Source organism: Gloeotrichia echinulata CP02 (assembly GCA_038087035.1).
In the GTDB taxonomy this organism is placed as follows: domain Bacteria; phylum Cyanobacteriota; class Cyanobacteriia; order Cyanobacteriales; family Nostocaceae; genus Gloeotrichia; species Gloeotrichia echinulata.
The window spans coordinates 3,584,507-3,611,422 of the sequence record CP051187.1 but is presented as its reverse complement, the minus strand read 5'-3'; the positions used below and the strand labels follow the sequence as shown (position 1 = coordinate 3,611,422).

Annotated in this window: 26 protein-coding genes; 14 read left to right on the top strand and 12 right to left on the bottom strand. The window is 40.7% G+C overall.

Annotated features, from left to right (window positions below; all coding sequences use genetic code 11):
- Positions 1 to 11: 11 nt before the first annotated feature.
- Together HEQ19_15850 and HEQ19_15845 are read right to left on the bottom strand one after the other, a co-directional pair.
- Positions 12 to 626: a Uma2 family endonuclease gene (locus tag HEQ19_15850; protein WYM00762.1), complete on the bottom strand. Its 615-nt coding sequence runs from the start codon at positions 624 to 626 to the stop codon at positions 12 to 14.
- Between the two features lie 117 nt (positions 627 to 743).
- Complete coding sequence (locus HEQ19_15845) at positions 744 to 1,682, bottom strand: Fic family protein (GenBank protein WYM00761.1); 939 nt, start codon at positions 1,680 to 1,682, stop codon at positions 744 to 746.
- Between the two features lie 13 nt (positions 1,683 to 1,695).
- Between HEQ19_15845 and HEQ19_15840 the strand changes: the two genes are divergently transcribed.
- Positions 1,696 to 1,887: a hypothetical protein gene (locus HEQ19_15840; protein WYM00760.1), complete on the top strand. Its 192-nt coding sequence runs from the start codon at positions 1,696 to 1,698 to the stop codon at positions 1,885 to 1,887.
- Between the two features lie 548 nt (positions 1,888 to 2,435).
- Positions 2,436 to 3,761, top strand: a complete 1,326-nt coding sequence (locus HEQ19_15835) for a hypothetical protein (protein ID WYM00759.1) — start codon at positions 2,436 to 2,438, stop codon at positions 3,759 to 3,761.
- A gap of 66 nt (positions 3,762 to 3,827) precedes the next feature.
- Here the strand turns inward: HEQ19_15835 and HEQ19_15830 are convergent, their stop codons facing one another.
- Positions 3,828 to 4,751: a lysylphosphatidylglycerol synthase domain-containing protein gene (locus HEQ19_15830; GenBank protein ID WYM00758.1), complete on the bottom strand. Its 924-nt coding sequence runs from the start codon at positions 4,749 to 4,751 to the stop codon at positions 3,828 to 3,830.
- Positions 4,752 to 5,090: 339 nt separating this feature from the next.
- On the opposite strand from HEQ19_15830, the gene HEQ19_15825 reads away from it, so the two are divergent.
- Positions 5,091 to 5,684 (top strand): hypothetical protein, encoded by a 594-nt coding sequence (locus tag HEQ19_15825; GenBank protein ID WYM00757.1) that lies wholly within the window; start codon positions 5,091 to 5,093, stop codon positions 5,682 to 5,684.
- 357 nt (positions 5,685 to 6,041) lie between these two features.
- On the opposite strand, the gene larC is transcribed toward HEQ19_15825, so the two are convergent.
- Positions 6,042 to 7,310 (bottom strand): nickel pincer cofactor biosynthesis protein LarC, encoded by a 1,269-nt coding sequence (larC, locus tag HEQ19_15820; GenBank protein WYM03442.1) that lies wholly within the window; start codon positions 7,308 to 7,310, stop codon positions 6,042 to 6,044.
- A gap of 164 nt (positions 7,311 to 7,474) precedes the next feature.
- On the opposite strand from larC, the gene HEQ19_15815 reads away from it, so the two are divergent.
- The 3 genes from HEQ19_15815 (at position 7,475) to HEQ19_15805 (ending at position 10,764) form a co-directional block, all read left to right on the top strand.
- A complete protein-coding gene (locus tag HEQ19_15815; GenBank protein WYM03441.1) occupies positions 7,475 to 8,134 on the top strand; it encodes an L-threonylcarbamoyladenylate synthase in 660 nt (219 codons plus the stop codon).
- Positions 8,135 to 8,502: 368 nt separating this feature from the next.
- The gene (locus HEQ19_15810; protein ID WYM03440.1) at positions 8,503 to 9,723 is read left to right on the top strand and encodes a HetZ-related protein; all 1,221 of its coding nucleotides are present in this window, start codon (positions 8,503 to 8,505) and stop codon (positions 9,721 to 9,723) included.
- 558 nt (positions 9,724 to 10,281) lie between these two features.
- On the top strand, positions 10,282 to 10,764 hold the full coding sequence (locus HEQ19_15805) for a PD-(D/E)XK nuclease superfamily protein (protein WYM00756.1): 483 nt from the start codon (positions 10,282 to 10,284) through the stop codon (positions 10,762 to 10,764).
- Here the strand turns inward: HEQ19_15805 and HEQ19_15800 are convergent.
- Positions 10,761 to 11,588, bottom strand: coding sequence for a DNA adenine methylase (locus HEQ19_15800; protein WYM00755.1), 828 nt, complete (start codon positions 11,586 to 11,588; stop codon positions 10,761 to 10,763). The two genes, HEQ19_15805 and HEQ19_15800, sit on opposite strands and share 4 nt — an antisense overlap.
- 148 nt (positions 11,589 to 11,736) lie before the next feature.
- Here HEQ19_15800 and HEQ19_15795 point away from each other — a divergent pair, with 148 nt between their 5' ends.
- From HEQ19_15795 to HEQ19_15780, 3 genes are all read left to right on the top strand, one after another.
- Positions 11,737 to 11,943 (top strand): DUF751 family protein, encoded by a 207-nt coding sequence (locus HEQ19_15795; protein WYM00754.1) that lies wholly within the window; start codon positions 11,737 to 11,739, stop codon positions 11,941 to 11,943.
- A 99-nt stretch (positions 11,944 to 12,042) separates the two neighbouring features.
- Positions 12,043 to 12,459, top strand: a complete 417-nt coding sequence (gene rbfA, locus HEQ19_15790; protein ID WYM00753.1) for a 30S ribosome-binding factor RbfA — start codon at positions 12,043 to 12,045, stop codon at positions 12,457 to 12,459.
- Positions 12,460 to 13,658: 1,199 nt separating this feature from the next.
- Complete coding sequence (locus HEQ19_15780; GenBank protein ID WYM00752.1) at positions 13,659 to 13,895, top strand: DUF4327 family protein; 237 nt, start codon at positions 13,659 to 13,661, stop codon at positions 13,893 to 13,895.
- Positions 13,896 to 14,292: 397 nt separating this feature from the next.
- Here HEQ19_15780 and HEQ19_15775 read toward each other — a convergent pair whose 3' ends face one another.
- Positions 14,293 to 14,646: a hypothetical protein gene (locus HEQ19_15775; protein ID WYM00751.1), complete on the bottom strand. Its 354-nt coding sequence runs from the start codon at positions 14,644 to 14,646 to the stop codon at positions 14,293 to 14,295.
- 125 nt (positions 14,647 to 14,771) lie between these two features.
- Between HEQ19_15775 and HEQ19_15770 the strand changes: the two genes are divergently transcribed.
- The 3 genes from HEQ19_15770 to HEQ19_15760 all read left to right on the top strand — a co-directional run bounded on the left by HEQ19_15770 (position 14,772) and on the right by HEQ19_15760 (position 17,331).
- The gene (locus HEQ19_15770) at positions 14,772 to 16,256 is read left to right on the top strand and encodes an acyl-CoA synthetase (GenBank protein WYM00750.1); all 1,485 of its coding nucleotides are present in this window, start codon (positions 14,772 to 14,774) and stop codon (positions 16,254 to 16,256) included.
- 229 nt (positions 16,257 to 16,485) lie between these two features.
- A complete protein-coding gene (locus HEQ19_15765) occupies positions 16,486 to 16,797 on the top strand; it encodes a DUF1778 domain-containing protein (protein WYM00749.1) in 312 nt (103 codons plus the stop codon).
- Complete coding sequence (locus HEQ19_15760; protein ID WYM00748.1) at positions 16,798 to 17,331, top strand: GNAT family N-acetyltransferase; 534 nt, start codon at positions 16,798 to 16,800, stop codon at positions 17,329 to 17,331. It abuts the gene before it with no gap.
- A gap of 139 nt (positions 17,332 to 17,470) precedes the next feature.
- Here HEQ19_15760 and HEQ19_15755 read toward each other — a convergent pair whose 3' ends face one another.
- The 4 genes from HEQ19_15755 to HEQ19_15740 all read right to left on the bottom strand — a co-directional run bounded on the left by HEQ19_15755 (position 17,471) and on the right by HEQ19_15740 (position 22,762).
- The gene (locus tag HEQ19_15755) at positions 17,471 to 18,496 is read right to left on the bottom strand and encodes a hypothetical protein (protein ID WYM00747.1); all 1,026 of its coding nucleotides are present in this window, start codon (positions 18,494 to 18,496) and stop codon (positions 17,471 to 17,473) included.
- Positions 18,497 to 18,760: 264 nt separating this feature from the next.
- Positions 18,761 to 21,037, bottom strand: coding sequence for a DUF1796 family putative cysteine peptidase (locus HEQ19_15750; GenBank protein WYM00746.1), 2,277 nt, complete (start codon positions 21,035 to 21,037; stop codon positions 18,761 to 18,763).
- A 117-nt stretch (positions 21,038 to 21,154) separates the two neighbouring features.
- Complete coding sequence (locus tag HEQ19_15745; protein WYM03438.2) at positions 21,155 to 22,261, bottom strand: RNA-guided endonuclease TnpB family protein; 1,107 nt, start codon at positions 22,259 to 22,261, stop codon at positions 21,155 to 21,157.
- 201 nt (positions 22,262 to 22,462) lie between these two features.
- Positions 22,463 to 22,762 carry a hypothetical protein gene (locus HEQ19_15740; GenBank protein WYM00745.1) on the bottom strand — a complete coding sequence of 100 codons (300 nt, stop codon included), beginning with the start codon at positions 22,760 to 22,762 and terminating at the stop codon, positions 22,463 to 22,465.
- A 568-nt stretch (positions 22,763 to 23,330) separates the two neighbouring features.
- On the opposite strand from HEQ19_15740, the gene HEQ19_15735 reads away from it, so the two are divergent.
- Entirely contained in the window at positions 23,331 to 23,816 is a 486-nt protein-coding gene (locus tag HEQ19_15735; protein WYM00744.1) for a hypothetical protein, read from the top strand.
- Positions 23,767 to 24,447 (top strand): PAS domain-containing protein, encoded by a 681-nt coding sequence (locus tag HEQ19_15730; protein ID WYM00743.1) that lies wholly within the window; start codon positions 23,767 to 23,769, stop codon positions 24,445 to 24,447. The genes HEQ19_15735 and HEQ19_15730 overlap by 50 nt, the downstream gene beginning before the upstream one ends.
- Positions 24,448 to 24,487: 40 nt before the next feature.
- On the opposite strand, the gene HEQ19_15725 is transcribed toward HEQ19_15730, so the two are convergent.
- Positions 24,488 to 25,543: a retropepsin-like aspartic protease gene (locus HEQ19_15725; protein ID WYM00742.1), complete on the bottom strand. Its 1,056-nt coding sequence runs from the start codon at positions 25,541 to 25,543 to the stop codon at positions 24,488 to 24,490.
- 69 nt (positions 25,544 to 25,612) lie between these two features.
- Entirely contained in the window at positions 25,613 to 26,719 is a 1,107-nt protein-coding gene (locus tag HEQ19_15720) for an RNA-guided endonuclease TnpB family protein (GenBank protein WYM03437.2), read from the bottom strand.
- Between the last annotated feature and the right edge of the window lie 197 nt (positions 26,720 to 26,916).

Sequence of the window (26,916 nt, the reverse complement as noted above, 5' to 3'; positions counted from 1 at the left end):
TTTTCTCCCTGCTATGCTTCTATGTGTAGGGAATTGGTGTTAATTTCCTTATTCCCTGGTTCGAGGGTTAAACCGCGATAGACTTGTTCAATGGCGAAATTGAGGTTAATGCTTTTGAGTTCGATTGTGTCGCCTGCTTTGTAGTTGATAATCAACCAATCGCCTGCGTCGTTTTTGTGATATAGGTCGATTTCGATGCTGGTGGAACTGACTAGTAGGTAATCGATTAAGGCTGGGTTTTGGCGGTACATTCTGAATTTTCCACCTCTGTCGTAGGCTTCGGTGCTGGAGGTGAGAACTTCGACGATTAAGCAGGGGTAGGTAATATATTGGGTTGTGGTTTTATCGCGATCGTCGCAGGTGACGCTGACATCTGGGTAGGTATAGTTATTTGTGCCAACAATATTAACTCTCAGGTTTGAGTTACCTGTTATGCAACTACTAGCGTCTAAATGGGTATCAAACATAGTCGTAAATCGAATTGCAGTGCGGCTATGATTAACGCTACCGCCAGTCATAGCATAAACTTGACCGTCGATTAGTTCGTGTTTTTCTAGTTGCTGTTCTTCCCAAGTGAAATATTCTTCTGGGGTGAAGTGTATGGGTTTGTCTTTGGCTGCGATCATGATGGGGTTAGCTCCTGTGTAGCGAAATTGATGGTATTACCTTAAATGTCCATATCGCTGTAGTTTAGCATTGTCCTTGAGGTTAAATGGTTTTAAAGCTGAAAGCTGTTATATTTCCTATACCCTCAAATAATTATCAATAAAATCAGTAATTTCCTGATAAAAAACATGACCCTTTTCTCGACTGCTATTTGCAGTTACTAATAATCTTAAAGTTTCCACCAATGAAGTCATAACAGCATCACAAACTAAATCAAAAAGCTGACCTAAATCATCTTGATTTTGTTGTCCATAAGCCAAAGCGTTAATATAATCATTGCGAATTTGATTATTAATTACCACAATGGGATACCCTGCACGAATTAAGAGTAAATTCATCAATAATCTAGCCGTTCTCCCATTCCCATCCCGAAAAGGATGGATCGAGACAAAACGATAATGAGCCATTGTTGCATATTCTACTGGATGGAGTTTTAAAGCAGCGTCTGAATTGAGCCAAATTGCAAAATCTGTCATTAATTGAGACAGTAAATAATGGGGAGGATAAAGATAATTTGTTCCTGCTGCCATCACATCCAGTCTACGATAACAACCTGCTTCATCAGGGTTAATTTTCCTCAGAATAAGATTGTGAATTTGTTTAATTTCCCATTCATTAATTTCTGTATCTTTTTGGGCTAAACTCTCAATATAGTCAATCGCCTCTTTATGTCCAATCACCTCTAAATGTTCATCGAGAGTTTTGCCGCCAATTGTAATCCCTTTAGTTAACACTAACTCGGTTTCACTTTGAGTTAAAGTATTCCCTTCAATGGCATTAGAGTTATAAGTAAAGCGGACATCATACAGCTTTTTGAGTTCCGCAATAATTGTTTTATCAAAAGGTCTAAAGCCATCTAACCAAGCTTTTAACTTGTCTATTTGCTCTAATTTAAGCTGATAATTCATACTCACATAGTTACTTATTAAAGCAGTCAATGAAAAGTCTTTTTCTTGACTTAAACCAATTACCTGTTCAATAAACTGCTCGTAGAGTTGAGAAGAAGACAGTAGCATGGGGTAATGGGTAATGGGTAATGTTTTTTTATTCTATTTCCTATTCCCTAAAACGGTGCATCAATCCCCAACTCCTCACAAAACCGCCGAATCAGCCGATCCGTCTCCAGCATATCGCGATCGCACCGCCTTAACTGTGCCGCTACAACCGCCAGATCAATCTCCTCCTCCTCAAACCTATCCACATAACGCGGAATGCGCTTAGGGGGCGAAAAAACAAAACTATATTACGAAACGTAAATATCCCGGAAATGCTTTCCAATGACCAATGACGACCCTAGTCAGTATGGTTTATTTACGCTGACCTACTTAAGTAAGTCGGCGTAAATAATTATCACTGGTTTGTAGTTGCGCTTTAGCGCTAAAGCGCAACTACTAGCCAAATACAGAGATTTTACTTTCCGTTACATAGTTTGGTTTTTTCTCGCCGACCTACTTACTACATTAAAGTGATTTTTAACTAGAAGATTAAGTAATATTAGTTCAATTGTTCAATAAGTGTTATTAAATACAGCAAATTGCTGTTAAGTAGCTCAACAGAAAAATTATAATTTGTTTGTGGTAGTGTTACTACGATCTCAATCAAGAGATTTTCAGTTTTATTACTTAGTAGGCCAATTTTCTGACATACTAACCTCATCAAATTTAATTCAAAAGATTACTTAATCTTTGAACAAGAGCTTCAATCTATTGTTCAGTCAGGGTAAGCTGATAACTATAGGATCAGTAAACTCTTTGGTCTTGAAAAATAACATGATCTTTAAAACTTTACAAACTACTCAGGCGCATCAGTATATTTATCCTTGGAAGTCTAAACCGATAAATTTACAAAATGTCCAGGAAAAGATTTACCAATTTTTGGTGGAAATTGTCCAAACCTTGACACCGGATGACGTTTTACGGGAATTTAAAAGTTTATTTATAGATTGCTTATATTCCGAAAATTCGGATAATCTACCCGAAATATATCGTTTTTTTGTTACAAGTCGGGAACAAGAATTTAAGCATACAATCACGCGATGCTGCTACATTATAATTAATAACTGGGAAAGGTCTAGAAAATATAAACATATCGAAAAATTAGTTAATTTATTTGAGGAATTACCGCCTTGGAACAAAACGAATAATCGCAAAATAAACATCTACAAAAAATGGTTAGATAATTTTGTTAATAGTGATGAATATACAGAGCTAAAATTATTTGCTTATAAATCTAAAACGAAAGATAACACAAAAAGTAATTGGACTAATCGGTATACAGCTTATTTGTTAGTAGCTCAATCTCTTGATACCAATCAATCACAAGAGGAACAAGAGGCGGCTATAAAACTTTCTAAAAAATTGAAGGATAAATTTAAGTTAGAATTAGCAATGTACATTGCTCGTTGTCAGTCCGCCGCCTCAACTTCAAGCCGTTACAAAAATCCCAGCATTTTGGGGGATAATGTTTTGCGGATAATCAAGATGATTATACTTAAAAAAGGTGTATTTAGTTATGAGAATGTTGCCCATATATTTATTAAACAGACTCAAGGTCAAACCTTGGAAGAATTTAAAGAAAGTATCCAAAAGTATTTATTTTTTAGTGTAGAAACCAAGGAAATAGTAAAAAACATTCAGCATTATTTAGCAGAAAAACTATCAGATTGGAAGGACGATTGTCATGATGAAATTATCGATCATAAATTATTGTTGAGAACTTGTAACCTTGTGATTGATTGTCTGATCACAGAAAATGGAAAAGAACCCTCACCATTATTCATTTTATTGCTTTCTCAGGGGCATTATTTGACATTGGTGATTGTGCTGCTGAAGATTATTCTAATTTGTAGAAACGCACGCAGTCATTTAGAAATTCGGATTGCTCATTTGATTAATTACTATGAACAATATCCTGAAAATGAATGTAAATGGTTCATTAATTTTGTGGAAATATTTAATATCACATTTGCAATTTATGCGGAAAATGTAGAATATAACCTGCTCAAAATAAATAATTTAGAAAAAGATAGTTATTTTACATCAAATTTAGATGATTATCGTGTGTTCTCTCAGTTAAAAGTAGATGCACATAAATGAGTAACAAATTTTTTAGTAAGTTAATTAAATTTTGATGTGTGTGTTACAGTGATGCTATGGCAAAAATCAGGATTTAGCCAAGTTTTCATCAAGCCAAGCCAAGACAGCAGCAGCAGTTTCAGCGACAATACTAATCAGACGATAGAGAGCGATCGCACTAATTACTATTGCAATTGGAAAACGGTATTGAAGAAGGGCGATCGCCGTTGCTTCAAACACACCCAACCCACCAGGCGCCCCCGGAACCAAAAACCCTAACAACCAGGCGAAACTAAAAGCGCCTAACAGCAAAGGAATTTTACTCATATCCAATGGACCCAGGGCAAACAGAGTTAAGATAAATCCAGTACTACGCAATCCCAAAAAGCCCAATTCTCCTAACAAAGGACGCAGGGGATAGCGTTCAAGATAGAAACCAATGCTGGAGTTGATATTAGTATCAGACTTTTTCCTTTTCAGTCTGTGCAAAAAGCGGATAACTGGATTCAAAAACCAGGGATGAACAGCACAAAGCACAATAACCAAACTGAGAAATTGTAATATTTGCAGTCCAAAACTAGTATTATAAGCCGTAAATTGGCTACCAAATACAAGAATAATGATTAAAGCCGCCGCAGCCATCAGCAGTGGTTCTAGCAAAACACTTAAAGTAGCAGCCCCAGCAGGAATCCTAGCATTTTTTGCCGCGACAATTCGCCCGTAGTGATGCCAAATATTCCCAGGTAAATACTTTGCAATGTTCGTTTTGAGGTAAACTTGGATAAACTCAAAAGTCTCCACAGGTTGATTTAACTCGTACAGAATCCAAGTCCATATCCAGCCTGCCCATGTATGTGCAAGTATTGTTACACCTGTGGCGATCGCTAAAATTGCCCATCCTACCCCATCAATGTGAATAGCCGTCACTTCCACCCAGTGATCCTTGAGGGCTTTCCCTAGGAAAAACAGAGTCCCACCCAAAATGAACCAGCGGAGAATTTTCTTGATCATATTGCTAATTTCAAAGTTATAACCACTAGGTCTGAATACCTCAAATTTTATGGTATATCAGCTATATATCCCAACATTTGCAGCAAACAATCTGACAAGTATCAATATTTTTTGTAGTTATGTTTACACTTTTTGTGATTTACTAATTCGTAATTCATTCTTGGGTTTGAGTCCCCTAGCGTAAGACCTTGCGCCCCTAGGAAGCTTAGTAAAATTTTATCTCTCCATAGTTATAAAAAAAAGATGTAATTGTCATAAAAACAATGATACCTAGGCTAGAGGAACTAATATTTGATATTTTTTACGATGTTAAATGTTTGATTCAATACGAGTATCACTATGCAAAGATTAATTGCTTGGCTCAATAATATTCGCCCCCTAAAAATATTAGCGGTGTTTTTGGCTGGAATATTTCTAGTTTTGGCACAAGCTTGTAATCGTCCAGGAATCGCAGCAGAGCCACCACAGCCTGCTTCCCAACCACCTAATGCTCAAAGTTATGATCCCACAAAAAGTGATGGTTATGATCTTTCTACCCCCTATCAACGTGGGATAAATAACTTTAGTGATGTTGATCCGAGGTCAGAAGCCGCAGAAAATGCAGCCCAAGCTAGAGCTGAATCTCTCAAGGAAAATGCTCAAAGGAATATTGATGAAAAGGGCATTGATAGTGTAGAGCAATATGTCCGCAATTATCAAGAAGGAACACCTTTAAATGAAAGAGTCAATCGCTTTGGTGAAGATGTTAGCAGTTCAGCTGAAGAATTGCGGGAAGGCTTAACTCAAGGAACGCAGCGAGGATTTGAAAATCTCCAAGAAAACACCAAAAATGCTGCTAGAGACTTGACTAAAAACATTCAACGTGCAGCAGAGGATACAAAGATAAAGGTTCAGCGTACAGTAGAAGATGCATCTGATGCTGTGACTAGATGAAGACGTTGATTGAACTTAGTCAATAAACTTCTTGCATAAATCACAAAAAACAACCCCACCCCGCTTTTGACCAAGCCAATTTTAGATTTTAGATTGTTTCGGTACCTTACAGGCTCCGCAAAATTTTAGATTTTAGATTTTAGATTTTAGATTTTAGATTTTAGATTTAATCCAAAATTCCAAATCCAAAATCTAAAATTGTTTACCCCTTGTCGTCGGGGTCAATCCAAAACTTGTACTGAGCGAAGTCGAAGTATCCAAAATCGAAAATCGGTTGACTTACGTTAAAGTCTCCCCTAAGCGTAAGCGAGGAGGGGAATAAGATTTTTTTATTCTGGTGTACGCAGTTAATCACGGCTACTTATTTTGTAAATACCAAGTGTGTAATGCTTCGCGGTGAATTTCACGCCAGGGAATATTGTATTTTTGCGCTAATTTTGCACAATCTTCATATTCAGGCTGCACATTAGCTATCACTTCTTTGTTTTTCCATGCTACTTTGACGCGCACAGTTCCATATTCGGTTTCTACTTGTTGAATTTCCCGTTGTAAAATGGCTCTTTGTTGAGTCGTGCGACGAATTCCTAAAGTAGTGGTTTCCCGGAAGATAATCGCTTCACAATTGAGTAAATTTTCTGGATGACAAATAACCGTCAGTAAAATCCCCGGACGGGATTTTTTCATGGCGATCGCTTGGGTAAAGACATCCACAGCACCCGCTGCAAATAACACTTCAAAAATATAGCCGATCGCCTGGGGATTTAAGTCATCAATTTGCGTTTCCAGCACCGATATCGTTTCTAAAGTGGGGCTGGTATCCTCAGCAGTGGTGATATTTGACTCTAAACTTGCCCTTTCACCCAACCACAGGCGTAGTATATTGGGTATGGGTAAATTTATCGTCCCTGCTCCTAGTCCCACCTGCTGAATCGTAATTGGAGGTGGTGAACCAAAATTGAGGGCTAGGGTAGTGGCGATCGCGGCGCCTGTCGGTGTCACTAATTCTCGTTCAATATCGTTGCTATAAACCGGACACCCCCGCATTTCCCACAACTTCAATACCGCTGGTACAGGTACAGCCATCTGTCCGTGTGCAGCGCGAACAGTCCCTCCACCTGTCGGGAAGGCCGAGCAGTATAGTAGAGGCAATCCATCTTGATTGCTTTCAATACCTAACCAATCTAACCCAAGACAAGTGCCGACAATATCCACAATCGCATCAACGGCACCCACTTCATGAAAATGAACTTTTTCAGGTGCAATCCCATGTACTGCCCCTTCTGCTACTGCTAGTTGTCGGAATACCGCCAAACTCCAAGCTTCTGCCCTTGATGGCAACCCCGCTTGGAGAATCATCCCCTCGATTTCTGGCAGATGGCGTCCATGATGATGACTGTGTTCATGGTCGTGGTGGTCATGATCGTGGCTTAAGTCCACATGGACTTTAGTAGCCTGTTGACCATTACGCTGAACCAGTTCCGCCCTTAATTGGTACTCTTCAGCAATTCCCAAGCTATTGACTTTTTCACTCAAATACTGTATAGGAACCCCTAGGCTTACCAAGGCTCCCAGACACATATCACCAGAAATTCCCGTCGGACATTGAAGATAAGCAATCTTATTCATATTGTTAGTTGTCATTTGTCATTTGTCATTTGTCATTTGTCATTTGTCATTTGTCATTTGTCAGTTGTCAGTTGTCATTCCCCCCCAATCCCCAATCCCCAATCCCCAATCCCCAATCCCCAATCCCCAATCCCCAATCCCCAATCCCCAATCCCCAAAATTTTATGGCAAAGATTTTCACAGTCCATCCTGATAATCCTCAAATTCGCCGAATAGAGGAAATAAAATCGGCACTTTCTAGTGGGGCAGTGATGCTCTATCCTACAGATACAGTTTACGCAATCGGTTGTGATTTGAATGCCAAGTCGGCGGTGGAACGAGTACGAAAAATTAAGCAGCTAGCAAATGATAAACCACTGACCTTTTTATGTCCCTCGCTGTCGAATGTAGCGACTTATGCCTTTGTAAGTGATACAGCTTATAGGATTATGAAGCGTCTGATACCCGGAACTTATACATTTTTGCTACCTGCTACTAAGTTGGTACCGCGACTGGTGCAAAATCCCAAACGGAATACTACTGGAATTCGAGTGCCCAATCATACCGTATGTTTAGCATTGCTTAAAGCTTTGGGAAATCCAATTATTTCAACTTCGGCACATCTGCCTCCAGATGAGGAAAATGATGGGATGGGTGAGGTAAATCCCCAATCGATTCTGTCCCAGGTGGAGCTATTTGACCGTTTAGACAATTTGGTCGATGTCATTGTAGACACTGGCGAGGAACCCACATACGATGTGTCTACGATATTAGACTTGACAGGAGACGCAGCAGTAATTACACGCCGGGGTTTAGGCTGGGAAGCTGCAGCAGCATGGGTGTAATTTTTACACTTCATCGCCTAACCTGTGAATTACGGAAAACATGATCAAAAAACTCCAGTTTTGCAATTGTCATACTCCCAAGGTTTATCGGCAAATAAATGGGGATAACTGCAAAGCTTATATAACAATGGTTTTGGCTATTTTTAGAACATGGTGGCTACCCCTGTGCCAGCGTGAATCTAGTTGCTATCTAAAAACCGACACATTGCCTTGCCCGTAACTTTATCGGATTCCTTACAGTCTTATATGTGAGCGGTGCTTGCGGCTGGTCTTGATGGATGAAAGCCAAGAGATTCTTCAGCCAAAACTGGCCTCAAGTGTTGACTCGGCGTTGTAGTTACGGTGCTATACCACTTCCAGGAAAATTCATGAAATCTAACCTCGTTAATCTACCAACTTCTACATCTGCTTTTGACTCTCAAGTTGCGACCGAAGAATTTTCAGCTAGCAATAACCTGACCTTGATGGAATTGCTGTGTCAGGAGCTGCAATCTCAAGTTAAAGCCGCACCTGGGTGTGTGGAAGCTGTAGCAAATCGTATAGCTAAAGAAGTAGAACGCATTTGCAATAAAAGCTCCCGCATCCAAACATCTGGCGAGATCCAGTCCTGGCAATTAACTTTAGCAAGGCATCGTCTGCAAAAATGTCTACGTTACTACCAATTGGGTTCCCGTCGGGGTCGCGTAGAATTGCACAGTAGCCTGGGTGCTATAGTTTACCGCCACGTCACAGTTTCCGGCTCCGATTTAGGATTTGAGGCTCGTTACAATCTGATTGAAGATTTCCTACAAGCATTTTACATCGAAGCGATCAAAGCTTTCCGCCGGGAAAATGAACTACCTGAAAATTACACGCCCCGCACTCAGTTACAATTAGCAGAATACATGGCGTTTACAGAACAATATGCCAAGCGCCGCATCAATTTACCTGGTAGTGCTAGTCAACAATTAATTATTCTGCGTGCCCAAGGTTTTGCCCGTCGTCAACCCCAAGAAACTACTGTAGATATTGAAATGGCAGTGGAGTCTGCCAAGAGTGAAGAGGGAGAAGCTTACCAGCGCAACTCGGCGGTGCAACAGCTAAGATCGCAAATGATTGCCCAAAATAACTTTGATCCATCCGAAGAGTCAGAACGCGATCGCGTCATTTCTGAGTTGATGAAATACTTAGAATCTCAAGGTCAATCTGACTGCATGAACTACTTAAGTCTCAAACTCCAAGACCTCTCAGCCCCAGAAATTGACCAAATCCTCGGACTAACCAGCCGTCAGCGTGACTATCTACAACAGCGTTTTAAATACCATGTCGAAAAATTCGCCAAGCAACACCACTGGCAATTGGTACATCAATGGTTAGGTGCTGGCTTAGAACACAAGTTAGGTCTATCCGTCCAGCAATGGGATACATTTTTGGGTCTACTATCGGAACAGCAGCAACAAATCTTAAAATTAAAAATTGCCCGCAATAGTGACCAGGCGATCGCTAAAACTATCAAATGCACCCCCAAGCAACTCCAAAAGCGCTGGACTCAACTTTTAGATCTAGCATGGGCTATCCGCAATGGTAATGCTGAAGTCAAAATAGGCTGAAGCTGTAAATGACTTGCATAACTTTTGAGAGCAAAATAGCTAACTTTCACCGGTTTTGTTCTTCGTTGTACACATGTGATTACAGACAACTGGCCTTACAAACTGCTGATGGGAGAATTAGACAGAAAGATGGGGAATTTACAGGAACTAACGCTCGTTGGTAAATTTGGCAATTTTGCAGTCAAAAAGTGAATTTTACTCTGTTTTCAGGTGTTTCCCACCCATCTCATCTGTCGTCCCAAATAGTCGGTTAAACCCCTATCAACTTAGGATCGTGGACACAATAAAATATAGAACCTCACCCCCATTCCTTGTGCTTACCGAGTCAAGGAATGGGGGTTTGGCTTTGGTCAATAGGAAGTATAATCCATATAAAATCTCATTTCCAAATTATTAATACATTTGTATTTATTTAGTACATAAGTACCATTTTGGCAAATTCTTTACCAATCAATCTAGATTAATCCATCCAAAATTGAAAATTCCGATAACCGACCATTTACTATTGCTTTTCGGGCATCATAAAATTATGAAAACTCTGAAAAAATCAGGAACAAAATGACTCAAGGTGGAAGAGCGGTTATTTCTGGCAATGTCTTGGAAAAAGCTGTAGAAGGCACTTTGCTGGGACATGGATATCTTCAAGTAGGCTCTGATTTACCAAAAAAAAAGCGCCATGCATGTCTTTTAAGCTCGAACAATATATTAAAACGATATGCAAGACAGGTTTATATAGGAAAGGGAATTTATGGTAGTGACATATATGTAGATTTTTATATTATTGGTGCTAGCTCAATTTCATCTGGTCTGATTATTGAGTGTAAATGGCAGCAAACTAGCGGTTCAGTTGATGAAAAGCTCCCTTACCTCAACTTGAATATTCAAAATTGCTATCCTGCAAAAACAGTTGTATTAATTGACGGTGGAGGAATGAAACCACAGGCTATATCTTGGTTAACCACACAGGTTGGTTACAATCAAAATTTCCTTGCACTCCATAGCTTAAGTTCATTTATTGCCTGGTCTAATAATAATCTTTAATAGGAAGTGACTAATACTTCTGTGATTTTACCCCGTTTTTTGGCGTTAGAATTAATTGCTCTCGCCGCTAGTATAATGTGAATATTAAAACCACCATAAAGCTCACGAATAAATTGACAGTCTGAATTAGATAACATGACTTTAACACCACGTTCAGCTAATTTAACAAATACATCTCTTAATTGAACTTGCTGCATTTCATCAAAACAATAGCTACTGTAACGTGTAAAATTGCTAGTTTGACTTACAGGATAGTATGGTGGATCAAAATAGACAAAATCATCACTACTAGTTCCATGATTCAACACATCTACAAAATTTGCATGTTTAATTTTGGCGTTAGCAAGTGCTACTGAAGCTGAACGCAATAAGTCCTCATGACAAATATTAGGATTTTCGTATCTGCCCAAGGGCACATTAAACTGCCCCTGAGAATTTACCCGATAAAGACCGTTAAAACAAGTTTTGTTTAGATAAATTAGACGGGCAGCTTGTTCTAAATCTGTTCTGCCAGGATTAGCTCGAACATCATAGTAATAATCTCTATTATGTCGGCTTTTATGCTCTTTAAGAAGACAGATTAATTCCTCTACTTGATCGCGAACGCAGCAATAAGTAGTAATTAATTCAGCGTTAATATCAGTTAAAATTGCCGTTGGTGGTTGCAGATAGAAAAAAACAGCCCCACCACCTAAGAATGGCTCATAGTAAGTCTTGTAATTCTTGGGTAAATAGGGAATATATTGTTGAATCAACCGACTTTTACCCCCAGCCCACTTCAAAAACGGACGTGGACAAGTTGCTTGATGAATTTGACTTACCATTTAATTGCACAGCTACCAAATCTAACCAATATAACTGACGAACCATATTTTATATTAAAATATAAAATTAATAGCACTATCGATTACAATTAAAGTAAACAAGCACATGAAAACAAACGTATAGTCTATAACAAGGCAGTCTAAATTAATGTTTGACGGATTTTGGGATAACGTATTGCGCTACCCCCGCTACCTCATTACTATCGTCTTAGGCATTTTCCTGAACACCTTTGAGCCATTGTTCCCGTTCTTGAAACGGCCAGTCACATTGATCGCCATCTTGGGTTTATTGGCGGCTAGCCTAGCCTTCATGACTTTCACCCTACGAGCGATGCTGGGCTTAAGTGCAATCTAAACTATGCCCATACCAGGGGTTGACCGCCTCGATTGAGGGCGTTCTCCCCAAATTGAATCTATTTATTTTCTATATCCTCTGTGAGGAGGGGTAATTATTATGGCTACAAATCGCCGCGTTTCCCGCGTTGCTGAATTGATCAAACGGGAAGTTAGCCAAATGCTGCTCCACGGTATCAAGGATGACCGCGTGGGCACAGGAATGGTAAGTGTCACTGATGTTGATGTTTCTGGCGACCTGCAACACGCCAAAATCTTTGTCAGCATTTATGGTAGCGAAGAAGCTAAGGCAGAGACAATGGCAGGCTTAAAATCGGCAACTGGTTACGTCCGTACCGAACTCGGTGCTAGGGTAAGGCTACGTCGCACACCAGAAGTCATATTTGTCGAAGACCGTTCCTTAGAACGCGGTACTAAGGTACTGACGCTATTGAGCAAACTCAAAGATGAGCGTCCCCAGGCAGATTTGTCAGGAGAAAATGACAACAGCCGCGATGATGATGATGATGAATTTTAGAAATAATTGAAACAATAATGTAACTTCCATAACAATTAATTTCCGAAAATTCGCCAAGCAGTTGACAGATTTCACTAGAGCGCGTCTGCTTCAATGTGAGTATGGTTAATGGAGTTTTTGGGTATGGGGAAGAATTTACCATTGCCCTATGCCCAATACCCCAAGGACACAGAGTCGCGAATAAGGGGTAACACCCATTTGATCCACTATGTGAGGATGATTGTCGGTAGGGGCGCAAGGCCTTGCGCCCCTACGAAGCTCTGTGCTGATTGCGTGAAAATTGCTGTAATAACAGCCTCACTGGCGCCTTCTCCCAATCCGATGATTGTCGGTAGGGGCGCAAGGCCTTGCGCCCCTACAAAGCTCTGTGCTGATTGCGTGAAAATTGCTGTAATAACAGCCTCACTGGCGCCTTCTCCCAGTCCCCAACCCCCTGTTTTTTAGTCAAATTATTTATGGCTTGATAGGTTTATCATCAGCACAACTCATCTATATCAAGCAAAACTCATGATTCTATACCACTGAGTTACATAACATTGTGGTGGTAAATCCCCAATATTGCGCCGCTTCAGGCGATCGCTAGTTTAAAACTACATCACCCCACCCAACTACTAACTGTTTATCCGAGGCAATCTGGTTTTATTAAGTGCCATAATTAACAAAGCAAATCAAGAGGTGTTTAAAAAATTATTAACAGATAGAACACTCCTAGCCTTTGTGGTGTACGTTAGCCCTTATATTTTGCAATAGTTTATACTCATTTATTGCCAGTCATTACTGGCTGGGTTTCCTATGGGCAACTATTAGCAACTGAGCAGCTCTTCACCACCCTAAATAGCACATTACGGTGCATGTCTTAGTATATAAAGCATCTTCAGTATGAACTATATTCGCCCACCAAATTATGGCTGAAAGCAGCCAGACGCTAATTTTATCGACTCTAAAATACAAGTCGCCAGACATTGTATACTGATTTTATTAGCTACTAAGTATTACTTCGTCAAGCAGGTTTATAGCTAATGTCAGGAAATTTTGACATTCTTAACATTTCTTTAGATATTTTGAGCATGTGTAGCGTCAAAATGTAAATAGTTCCGTATAGCAAACTACAAAACCTTAGCCACAAGTCTAAACCTTGTAATGTTTGTTCCTAAAAAATATAGGGAACACTATCTACGTGTAATTTGTGAGTAAAAACCATGAGTGTGAATACGGTGCCCTCTATCAATTACTACTCTCTGAACGTAATTCAGGACGAAGCACGCCGACTGGTGCAAAAGGGAATGATCAGCCGACAACAGCCCATATATACACTCTGCCAATACATTCCAGCGAGAGAGTGGGTTTGCGTTGAATGTGAACTAGAAAAATGTGACTTTTTGTTACGTGATCGCATTGGCGATTTGATTGGTCGTGAAGAATGGGACAACGACTAAATTAAGGCTGACTTTTAAATTTTTAATGGGGTGTATTTTGGCTTTCTGGATTTGATAACTAACGATTTAGCGCCTGATCTGAGGGATAATCTCTGATTTTAACTAGGCTTTCTCAATCTAAAATCGTCAGTTCCCGATTAATACAGAAGCATTAGAGTCTGATTTATACATTTTTTCAAGCAGTGAAATTTTCGGCGTTGTTGTTTGTATCCGGCGCCTTTGCTTGGCTATAGTATCTAGATTCCCTAACCGGGGCGGTTTCCAATCTTGGACTGCTCCGGTAATTTTTCAGGGACTTAGGAGTGAGGAGTTAGGAGTAGGGTGCGTCAGTACCAGTGATCTCTTGCTATTGCAAAGTTTTCTCGCTCTGACGCACCCTACAAATTGGACTACAAAGTCAACCTACCTGGTCTAAATACTGGTTAACATCGTCAATGAGGCGAGTGAGTTCAGCTTCTGTAGTCAAGCGGATACTGACATCGCGGACGGTAAGCAGAACTTTAGCCGCAAAGGGAGTCGGCCAGATATTCGGATTACAGAAAATTTCTAGAAATACTTCACCAGTGTAACGATATTCTACAGGACGCTGGGGAGTGGGTTTGCTGCCGCCTGGAGTGGGTTTAGCAGCGACAGCTTTTAGGCTGGCTATTAATTCATCTAATGCGGCTTTTAATTCCTGGGCTGCTTGGGGTGAAAAACTAAAAGCGACAGAACCTTCAATCAGGTTTAATGTCAGAGGAGTTGAAGACATGAGCTATTTATTATCACTTCTTGATAATTACTCATATTACCCGAATCGGTTTATTTGCGCGGACTTACTTAGTCTGCTCTAATGGTTGTAAGTAGACTAAATCAACCACAAATTGTTAAATAAAAGTGAATCTCCCGTTAATTAATCGCGCTCAAGAACATAACGAAAAAATAGCGATAGCTACAACGGACAAAGCATTTACCTATCGGGATTTGCTCCACACCTCCAGTCAAATAGCCACAGGTCTGCTTCAGGATGCAGAAGATTTACAGGAGCAGCGAGTTGCTTTTCTCATCCCACCTGGGTTTGAGTATGTAGCTACACAATGGGGGATTTGGCGTGCTGGCGGAATAGCGGTACCTCTATGTATTTCCCACCCGCGACCAGAATTGGAGTATGTCATTATAAATTCTGGAGCATCGATTATTGTTGCCCATCCCAATTTTGAGGATATACTGCGAGCGATCGCTACTCAACACAATTTGCGATTTATCCTCACCTGTGAAACCTTACCAGATCATGTTGGTTGTCTCCCAGAGGTCGATATCACCAGACGCGCCTTAATTCTCTACACCAGCGGCACAACAGGTAAACCGAAGGGTGTGGTTACAACCCATGAAAATATCCAAGCTCAAGTGACTAGCTTAATCACCGCTTGGGAATGGACATCGGATGACCACATTTTGCATGTATTACCCCTACACCATATTCATGGAATTGTCAACGTCCTGACTTGTGCTTTATGGGCTGGGGCGGAGTGCCATATGTTAAGCAAATTTGATGCCGAAACCGCTTGGAATCGAATTTGTGACGGTGACTTAACTCTATTTATGGCAGTACCGACAATTTATGTCAAGCTGATTACTGCTTGGGAAAAAGCTTCTAGGGAACGTCAAAAAATCATGTCCGCAGGCTGTGCGAAAATGCGCCTCATGGTTTCTGGTTCAGCCGCCTTACCAGTTCAGGTATTAGAAAAGTGGCAGACTATTAGCGGTCATTTTCTGCTAGAACGTTATGGAATGACGGAAATTGGTATGGCGCTATCCAACTCTTTACACGGTCAAAGATACGCCGGATATGTGGGTCAGCCTTTACCGCAAGTGGAAGTGAGATTAGTGGATCAAAGTGGCGAGTTAGTTCCACCAGAGACACCAGGCGAAATTCAAGTCAAAGGCCCCACAGTATTTTTAGAATATTGGCAAAACCCCCAAGCCACCGCTAAAAGCTTCCAAGATGGCTGGTTCCGTACTGGAGATTTGGCGGTCGTCGAGAACGGGAACTACCGGATTCTCGGACGCATGAGCGTAGATATCATCAAAACGGGAGGGTATAAAGTTTCCGCTTTAGAAATTGAAGAAGTGTTAAGAACCCATCCAGATATTCAAGAATGTGCAGTGGTTGGAGTTGCTGACTCAGAATGGGGTGAGCGAGTCTGTGCTGCTTTAGTATTGCAACCAGAACGGGTTTTGACATTAGAATCTTTGAGGAGTTGGGCAAAAGAGCAATTAGCAGTTTATAAAATACCAACTCGCATTTTGATAGTGGAAGAATTACCGCGTAATGCAATGGGGAAAGTGACTAAGCCGACAATGGTTGAGCTATTTCGCTAAAGATTGCAGACCTACAAACTCGAATATATGAGTATAAATACTTATTGACAGGATGAAGAGCGATTTTGCTATATTGTATGTGAGGCTAATTGCCGTACATGCTGACAGATGGTTAAAATTGCTCAAAGTTGCGAAAAAGTTGATGGTTTGCAGTCAATAAATAACTTGAAGACTGCAAAATCATTATACTTTGATTAAAGCCAATCATTTTTATTATCTAGAGGCTATCATGACCATCCCAGTGACTAAAGGCTCCAAAGTAAATTCAGAGCGCTCCAAAGCTGAACGTTTGGAAGCTCGTGTCACTAAAGAGCAAAAAGAATTGTTCCAGCGTGCTGCTGATATTCAGGGTCGAACACTAACGGATTTTGTGATTAGTAGTGTTTTGAATGCTGCTAAACAAGTTATTCAGGAACAGGAAATGATGATCTTAACTAAGCAAGATCAAGAGGTTTTTGTTGCAGCATTGCTAAATCCCCCAGAACCTAGTACAAAATTACGAGATGCTGCCCAACGTTATCAGCAAAAAATGGGTGTATAAGTGACGTTCTCCAATACTTCGGATACTTCGGATACTTCTGATAATTATTTAATAGAGCCGCTGGCTAAACAAGACCGGGCGGCTTTTTCTTGTGGGGTCGAGTCACTGGATATTTATTTGAAGCAACAAGCCAGTCAAGATGCTAGGAAGTATATGGCTGCTCCCTTTGTTTTGATCGAACAAAGTTCTAGTACAGTCATTGGGTATTACACTTTGTCTTCAACTAGCATTATATTTAGCGAATTACCAACCGAGATAACTAAAAAACTGCCAAAATATCCAAATGTTCCTGCAACTCTTTTAGGTCGATTAGCAGTTGATAATAAATATCGCGGAAAAGGATTAGGGGAAATGCTTTTAATGGATGCGCTATATCGAAGTTTTCAAAGTGAAATAGCTACAGTAGCTGTAGTGGTTGGTGCTAAAGATAATCAAGCTCGTTTGTTTTACCAGCATTTTGACTTCATTCAATTTCCTAATTTCCCTTATCGATTATTTCTATTGATGGAGACTATTGCCAAACTTTTTAAGTAACTTTGATGTTTGGCGAGCAGTCCGCATTGAATAGGGTTTTCTGGCAATTTTCGTGTGCAATAATCCGTTCTAGCAATAAGGGTTTTGGTAACTGATGGCTATGAAAAAGAATTAGTTTAATTCAACAAACATCTATCTGCTAATTAATCAAAGTTCTTTCAATTGGAACTCCTAATTTTTCAGATAGTTCTAATACATTATTGCTAAAGTCAGCCGCTCCAGCAACAACATGACAAAACATACTACTTATGGTTAATAAACTCATTATTCTAGTCTTGATTCTTTGGGGTTTTAGCTTCTCTGGTTTTGTAATATCTTCCTCTAAGTCTTCCAAATGTACCATAATCTCTTCACGCTTCTCTTCTGGAAAGTCTTGAGCAATTTCGCGCAGAGAAGTAATTATCTTAACAATTTCATCACTGTTTTGACCAATATTTTGTGAAAAATCACAAGATACTTGACGTGCATTATCTTTAACTTGATTAGCAAAGTTTCCTATGTTTGATCCACGCAGATCATTATTAAAGGTGTCAGAGTTTGATTGACTTTCTGATGATGAATTTTGCATCTGTGACTGAGCCTGACCTACGTTAATTTGAATAAAACTACTATAATCATGTTTACCAGCAATTTGCTTTTCTTGCTGTGTAAAATTTATTCCTTCACCTGTAATACCATGTTCTTCTAGTTTTAATGACCAGCGAAGGATTACATCTCTTACAGATTCTACAATTCTTTTTATACTTGCACTACTTATGATAATTTTAATTTGTGCATTTACAGTACCAATTAATATTGATTCTATTTTAGGTGACAGTTGCAATTGCATTTCATTTTCCCCACTATCAATTAAAGCAACTAGCTCACTAATAGATTGACGAATTGGACGACTACAAGCATTTTTATAAAGTTCGAGAGTGTATTGGTCCTGTCCCACTATTGGCTGCAATCCATGATATGGGTTCCACCCCCTTATTGTTGCTGCAACTTTTCGATAATCAGGTATTGGCTGATCTTGATAGCCTTTAAGCTCCAATTCAATCCATTCCTGAAACTCTGTAATATTCAATTTTGTCGCAACAATTAAGGCTTTGCGAAGTAAATCGAGAACAGATACAGAAGGATTATAAGCTTCCTGCTGTAACTCTTGAATTAGTGAACTCATAAATATTTGAGTGTCTTATTAACTATTGATACACTTACATTAACCCAAGTTAAAAGATCGGCAATCATTGATTATACCCAATCAAAAGTTTTACGTATCGGCTCAATAATGCGGGGTAGCAGAAAAAAATAAAAAGGTGAGCAAGATGCACAAAACGTTATTACAGGTAGGCGTAAGTAAGATACCCATCTCACAACCTAATTGTGACCATAAATTTGAGGATAGAAAATGGGTACTTTATTTACGCCGTGCGGTACTAATTTCTCATCCCTTCGGTATTTTCGGTGGGCACCAAAAGAGGTTTTTGCTCGACACCCCCAGAGATGTCAAAATTCCGCGCATCACCTCTGTGCAGTACATCCAATGTCCCAAATCATCATACATGCGATCAGGATTAAACTCGACATTATAATGTACCACATTGGTCAGGTCTAAAAACTCATCCGAGCTTTGGGCAGAAAGAAGTAGGATTTGAAATGGCTTCCCTTGGCATTGTTTTTCCAGCTTATTAACCAAGTCAATCACGCCACCGCGATCGCTAATACCTGTGCGAACAAACAGCACCTGATCGCAGTTCTCAATTGTGTACCAAAACCGCTGGGAGCGTGCTGTATATCGAACGCGCATCCGTTCATGGACGGGAGACATATCGTTAACAGGGTCGTCTGTGGTCTCAACTTCATGGGCAAAGGATAGACCCGTCCACTTACTGTGGTAGATTCTGCCTGCATCTGGATTGTAATGCAGGAAAGCAGGATTCCACATATCATAAAAACGATTTTCGATCATATCCGCGACATCTGCAATATTGGTGCTGCGCGTCAGATCAAAGGGAAAAGCTGGACCGTCGTACTCCATTTTATACAGCATCATGCGGACGGCACAGCGATCGCCCAGGGGAATGATCCCCACACGGCTGATATCTGATAATTTACACTTGTATTGTAACAGCACTGCAGACTGGGATGCTATTTTTACCCTACTTTCTAGCCCCTGCTTGCCAATCATCATGGTACGGAAGGGAATATCAGGATGCAGTGGGTCTTCATAGACACCTGCTGGCAGAGCTTTCAGTGCTTGACGTACCTCTGGCCACATCGGCTGAATGTTATACTCATGATCTGATTCGTTGATCACCCACAGGTGACGCTCGTCTTTTTGCAAAATCCCCAGATACCCATCATAAAACAAAACCTGTGCGTTGTTCGGCGCAAAGAGATTGAAGGCGGCAATATATTCTACCTCAGCACCAGGAGGAATTTCTACGGTTGTGGCGATGCCTCCGGCGAGCGAAGCTAACGCCCCATTCTCTTGCACAGCAAAAAATGGGAGTGTGTCTTTCTGGGCATTTTTGGCAACGTAGATACCTGGGATCAATCCTGCTTTACTTTGTAGTACAGTTTGCAGTTCTTGCCAATAGGGAGCAATGGTGTAGCTATATTTTGATGGATTGCTGATTCGCAACCGCTTTTCTTCGATATAAGCACAGACATAGAACCCTGCATTATCAAGATAAATGGGGATTTCATTCGGCTGCCAAAAGCGTTGCTTTTCTTTTGCTAATTCCTCTTTGTCGATTTGGAACAGCTTCAGGTCAATCGCCTGATACATGAGGTTGTGACCGATGGTGTTGGGGTGAGCTGGGTCGAAAGATATCCCCTCTTTCCAGCGTCCCTGTCCATTATCCACTGCTGCCAACCAATCTAGTATGGTCACGCCCCAATCCAACATGCGGTTGTGTGTGTCCTTGAGTAACCAGTCATGTTCCGGGGAATAGTCACCGTTGGGATAGACCCCAGCGAGAATCGGACGCGCACCCAGGGAGCGTGTCATTTTTACAAGTTGCTGTAAGCCGCTTTCAAATCGCCGCTGTACAGCCCTTCGTTCGTGAGGGGGACAGTAGGCTAACCCTTCGTTACCTAGAGACAAGGCAATAATCACAACATCTGGTTGTTCTGGCGTGACTACTGACCCAAACCGGGCAATTGTTCTGCTGACATTGGCTCCCACTTCTGATACATTTACGAGTCTATGTCCGTATTTTTGCTGTAAAGCCTGTTCTAGTAGCCACACCCAGCCTTTGAATAGCCAGGCTTTATGACCTAAAGCAACAGAACTGCCAATGACAACGATTTTTAAACCTTCAGACTCGAATGTCTTGGGCATCTTGACATCTGGCTGTTGAATGTATCCGAAGGGATAAGGCTGCAAATAACCAAATGCGCCATCATCCACAATAATAGTACCAGACTGCTTGTCAGGGTTGATCGGCACCCAACGGTTAGGTCCAGTAGCTTCCCATCGCCAACGTCCTTTAGTATCGAGACGTACATACTTGTATTCTATTCTCTGGGAATCACCTGACTTTAAAGATGGCTGAATGTCGATTTCTTTGTCTGTCCACCATAAAGGATAGCGATCGCCACTTGTACGGAGGTGAATACATCTGCTGATGTCCCACAATCCTAATTCTGGAGTTGAACCGACTAGACCAATGGATTCGCCAGTTTGCGTGTATGCACTAACCTGGAATTGATACATAGGTTGGTTTTTTGCTGATTTAGGGATACGCGGCCACACGGGAAGACTGAATCCTGCTACATAAAAGCTGGACAAATCCAGACATTACTTGACGTTTCAACGGGAGCATGGGAGCGGTTATCCCTTAACGTCCAGACACGGTTGAGCCAACCGTGCATATTTTTCGAGATTTTTAGACGCATTTAAATCTCGATCTTCAGTATGCTGACATTTTTTACACTCGTAAACCCGCTGTGATAGACTAATTTCTTGAATTGCTCCACAATTTGCACAAGTTTTACTAGATGGGTAAAATCTATCCACAAATACGACAGTTCCACCATATCTAATTACTTTATATTCTACTTGTCTGCGGAATTCATAAAAATTAGCATCGCTGACAGCACCGGCTAATTTATGATTTTTCAACATCCCTGAAGTATTCAAATCCTCCAAAGCTACTACTGCGTGGTTTTTGCAGATAAATGTAGTTGCTTTATGAGTGGCATCAATACGTATATTAGTAATACGTCGATGCAGTTTAGATATTCTCAATTTTTGTTTTTTGTAACGATTACTCCCTTTGATTTTCCTTGTAAGTTGACGTTGTAATCTTGTTAACTTCTTCCTGGCTCTTTTTAAAGCTTTCGGATTAACAAAAATCACTCCTGTTGATAAGGTAGCTAAGGTTTTTATTCCTAAATCTACACCGACATAATCATGTTCTTTTTTGGTGATGTCTGGTTCTATTTCATAAGCACAAGAAATATACCAATCTCCCGCTGATTGAGATATAGTAACCTTTGTGGTTGTGGTGTGAGGCAAAGATTCATAAGTTGAAACCCAGCCAATCGTTGGTAATTTAATGCGTTTACCACCGATATTTATTGGTTTACCACCGGCATTAATTGTAAAACTCTCATTTCTGCCTTTTCTTTTAAACTTGGGATACTCTGCACGTTTACAAAAGAAGTTCTTAAAAGCTTTCCCTAAATTATCAAAAGCAAATTCCGTGATTTTTTGACAAATACCTTTTTCTTTAATCCATGTCAAAACTGGCTTGACTTCATTATTAAAGAACTTTTTCAAAATCAAGTGATTGGGTTGATATCCTGATTGATACAATGCTTGCCATGTGGCGAGTCCCCAATTGTATGTAAATCGGGATATGCCAGCATGTTTTGACATCAGAATTTTCTGGTCGGCAGTCAATTTTAACTTGGTAATGATTGCAGTCAGTAACACAAATTTACTTGTAAGGCAAGCTTCTCAAATCATCACATAAATAGTACAGATGGGTCTAGAAGGTTTATGTAAATTTTCTTGAAATATCTGGTGACAGAAGCCCCCAGAGCGCGTAGGGTCTGCACCATACGCGCATAAGGTTTATGGTACGGTTTGTGAATAAATGTCCGTGGAAGTCCAGCAAATACTTAACGCTTGAGATTACTCTACTTTGGTTTCCATCCCAGAGGCTATCAGGCTAATCATTTGCAAAATTGCACCTCTATCACCAGTCTTACACCGCTCAAACAATAATTCGGTATCTACCAATCCGGCGTTTATTGCTGAGGTTTGCAAGGAATTCTCTTTGGCTTTTTGGTTATTATTAGCACAAGCTGTGTACAATATCATCCCTGCCATAGTGTGGAAATCTAACATCGGTTCATCATTACCGTTGAGATTCACAACTTTAGGAAATTCAGATAATGGGTGGATGAATTGGTCAAAAGTTAATTGAGTCATAGTTATGGCCGCCGAGTCGATATTTTTATTTTGTCCAAACCCTAGATAAGTTGGTATTACCTCAATCCGCTTCGATAAAAACCAAAACAAGGTAAGCTAACCGTTCTCTCTAGGGAGATGTTGGTCATCAGTCAAATGCTTTTGGGTTCTATTATTTGTGCGATCAACTCTCAACTCTGGTAAAGGTAGAGCCGGGAATTTCCATGACGATGCTCCTCAAACAACTCATATAGTTTTTTGTAATATCGTCACACATCGCATTAATTATAGTAATTACGTCGTTTTCTGTTACTTAATAGGTGCAAGCTTATATACTGAGATAAAGAGGGGCAAAACACCCTCGGATTCCTTACTTGAGGTTATCAGCTAGCTACGGGAGTGAAATGCTAGCTACTAGGGTGATCTGCCTTTCTTTATTCTTCAGCCGTTCTTTGCTCCATGTCACTATAGTAAACCTGTCATTTTTTTTTGTCAACTTGTCATTTAAATTTGACTTGAAAAAAGTCTTGATTTTCAGTTGTCATGAGAGAAAATAAATATAAGGCATAATACTAAACAGTGCAAAAATATGACCGACAGAAGACGTTCTGATGATTACAAGCAGGTTAGCGGCTACATTCCAGTCGATTTAGGGCTGGAGTTCAAAAGCATGTGCGCTCGGTTGGGGATATCCCAAAGCGATGCATTGGAAGAGATGATCCAAGAGTGGATCGGTAAGAGAACAGGTTCCGACCCTTCAGGCTCTAAGGCCGCTGCGCCAAAAACAATTGCGGATGTGGTGCGAGTGAACATGGGAAAACTCAAGCGCTCTGGGGTAAAAAACTTGCAAGCGCTGGCGAAAGGAGAAGTATTACCTACACCAGGAGACTTCGCCATTATCACATCTGCTTTAGGCATTGCGGAGGAGGAACGAAAAATGATTTGGGAAGAAACTTTTAAAATTTCTGTGTATAACGAGAGTAAGGGTGTAAAAGTATATCAAGATTCTGGAGGTATAAAATCAGATGATTGGGAGTATGCTGACAATCCTAAACCTACCGGGTTGGAACTATAAAATCTCTTACGACGGGGTTTCTATCCTTGCTCCTACAAAGCGAGATGCGACAAATCTTGCTCAAAGCTACGGAGAGGCTCTCAGTGAGACAGCATCAAAAATCAACGGTAAGGTCGGCATCAGATGGAGAGGCTGTAAACAACCAATTGAGTTTTTTGGATGGATGGCATCGACCGAATCACCTACACCCTCCGAAACAGCCGAACGGATTTTACAGTCACAGGGTAGAGTCTTTTGCAGTCAGTTGCATCTGCCAGTAGAGTTGTTGTACCGCATGGTCGTAGCTGCAGAAAACGAGCGTCCGGTGAGCATTGTCAGACAAGACAACCGCAAGCAAATCATTGTCAACCAGCCAATGGCTGACATGTTACAGACTCCCCCTGAAGTAGCGACTCAAAGAGTGATGACTAGCTTTTGGTTACCAGAAGATTTAGCAGAACTGGAACAACGATTAAAAAATGATTGGTCTTTCACTTGGACTTACGCTGCTGGACTAAACAAACAAGCCTGGGCAATTTTGACAACTCAATTCGAGGCTTTTGAGGTAGAGGGGATCTGGTATAGACAGGGAACCACCTTGTCCACCCCTCAGCTGGTACCAATTCCACCAGGAGTGTTGATGCAGGCTTAATGAGAAAATTCACCGGGTGCATCAGCCGTTTTTGGGACTACTAAGGATATCCAGCAAAATTTTTGTTTTTCGGCAAAGTTGGCGCAATTGGTTCAGTTTGTAGGGAATTAACTTCTGCATTTGATTGGGGACGGAATTCCACAACATTGCGCCTGATGGTGACATCGTAGTTGCCAAAAAAGTCGTGTCCCAGAAGTCCAGTTTCTAGATCTGATCCAGCGATCGCTACTGCGACTTGATTCACCATTACCCCAGTAACTGCCATTGAATTAACATAGCCAATAGGAAATTCCACAGCTTTAGAACTAGCAGTATTAGCCTTAGCTTTCCCCACGGGCACTACACCCAACTCCTTCGCCATATTTTGAGTTATCACCGTACCACTAGCGCCCGTATCGACAATCATCTCAAATTTCTGCTCACCATTGAAAGTCACCTCAATAATTGGCGTTCCACCAATTCGCCGTTTGATGGGGATGATAAATACATCTTTGTTTTGAGTGAGCAGTGCTGATGGAGACGAGATAGGTAATGGTACTGGTTGTTTTGTGACTAGCGGTGAGGACAGAGGGGGAGTCCGGTTTGGTTTGGCTTGTATCTGGGGGACAGTAACTACTATCCTCTTAGGTTTTACCTCTGTTGGTGGCGGAGCAATCGGATTAGCTTGTTGGATGGCATATTGGATCTGCCGCTGATATTCGGAAATTTTGATTTGAGCGACTGTAAAATTGGGACTTTGTCGCCGCACATTTTTCATCAGGGCGATCGCATCTTGGAACTGACTCACCACCAAATACCAATCATCTGGGGATTGAGCCGATTGGCTGATAGTCAGAGCGCCTGCGGCTTTGTCTAGCGCCAATTCAAAAGAATTTGGCGGGATCTGATATTGTGGTGCTGACTGTGGTTCAGGGCTTTTTTTTGGTGCTGTTGCGGCTTCAATCATCGGTGATCTTGCCAGATTGCCAATGGACACCTGCTGCTGATCACCATGAGTCGGAGTAGTCTGTTTGTTTTCACTACAGCCAACACCCAAAACCGCTAGGGCACTTGAGATCAGAATTAGCGTTGCACGGGATAAAAAAGACTCAAGCATATTAACTGCTACATAAAAGCTGGACAAATCCAGACATTACTTGACGTTTCAACGGGAGCATGGGAGCGGCTATCCCTTAACGTCCAGACACGCTTTAGCCTGACGTGCATATTTTTCGAGATTTTTAGACGCATTTAAATCTCGGTCTGAGGTATGCTGACATTTTTTACATTCGTAAACCCGCTGTGATAGACTAATTTCTTGAATTTCTCCACAATTTGCACAAGTTTTACTAGATGGGTAAAATCTATCTACAAATACGACAGTTCCACCGTATCTAATTACTTTATATTCTACTTGTCTGCGGAATTCATAAAAATTGGCATCGCTGACAGCACCGGCTAACTTATGATTTTTCAACATCCCCGAAGTATTCAAATCCTCCAAAGCAACAACTGCGTGGTTTTTGCAGATAAATGTAGTTGCTTTATGAGTGGCATCAATACGTATATTAGTAATACGTCGATGCAGTTTAGATATTCTCAACTTTTGTTTTTTGTAACGATTACTCCCTTTGATTTTCCTTGTAAGTTGACGTTGTAATCTTGTTAACTTTCTCCTGGCACTTTTTAAAGCTTTCGGATTGACAAAAATCACTCCTGTTGATAAGGTAGCTAAGGTTTTTATGCCTAAATCAACCCCGACATAATCATGTTCTTTTTTGGTGATTTCTGGTTCTATTTCATAAGAACAAGAAATGTACCAATCTCCCGCAGATTGAGATATAGTAACCTTTGTGGTTGTGGTGTGAGGTAAAGATTCATAAGTTGCAACCCAGCCAATCGTTGGTAATTTAATGCGTTTACCACCGATATTTATTGGTTTACCACCTGCATTAATTGTAAAACTCTCATTTCTGCCTTTTCTTTTAAACTTGGGATACTCTGCACGTTTACAAAAGAAGTTCTTAAAAGCTTTCCCTAAATTATCAAAAGCAAATTCCGTGATTTTTTGACAAATACCTTTTTCTTTAATCCATGTCAAAACTGGCTTGACTTCATTATTAAAGAACTTTTTCAAAATCAAGTGATTGGGTTGATATCCTGATTGATACAATGCTTGCCATGTGGCGAGTCCCCAATTGTATGTAAATCGGGATATGCCGGCATGTTTTGACATCAGAATTTTCTGGTCAGCAGTCAATTTTAACTTGGTAATGATTGCAGTCAGTAACACAAATTTACTTGTAAGGCAAGCTTTTCAAATCATCACATAAACAGTACAGGTGGGTCTAGAAGGTTTATGTAAATTTTCTTGAAACATGTGGTGACAGAAGCCCCCAGAGCGCGTAGGGTCTGCACCATACGCGAGCAAGGTTTTTGGTGCGGTTTGTCAACAAATGTCGGTGTAAGTCTGGCAAATAGTTGACGCTT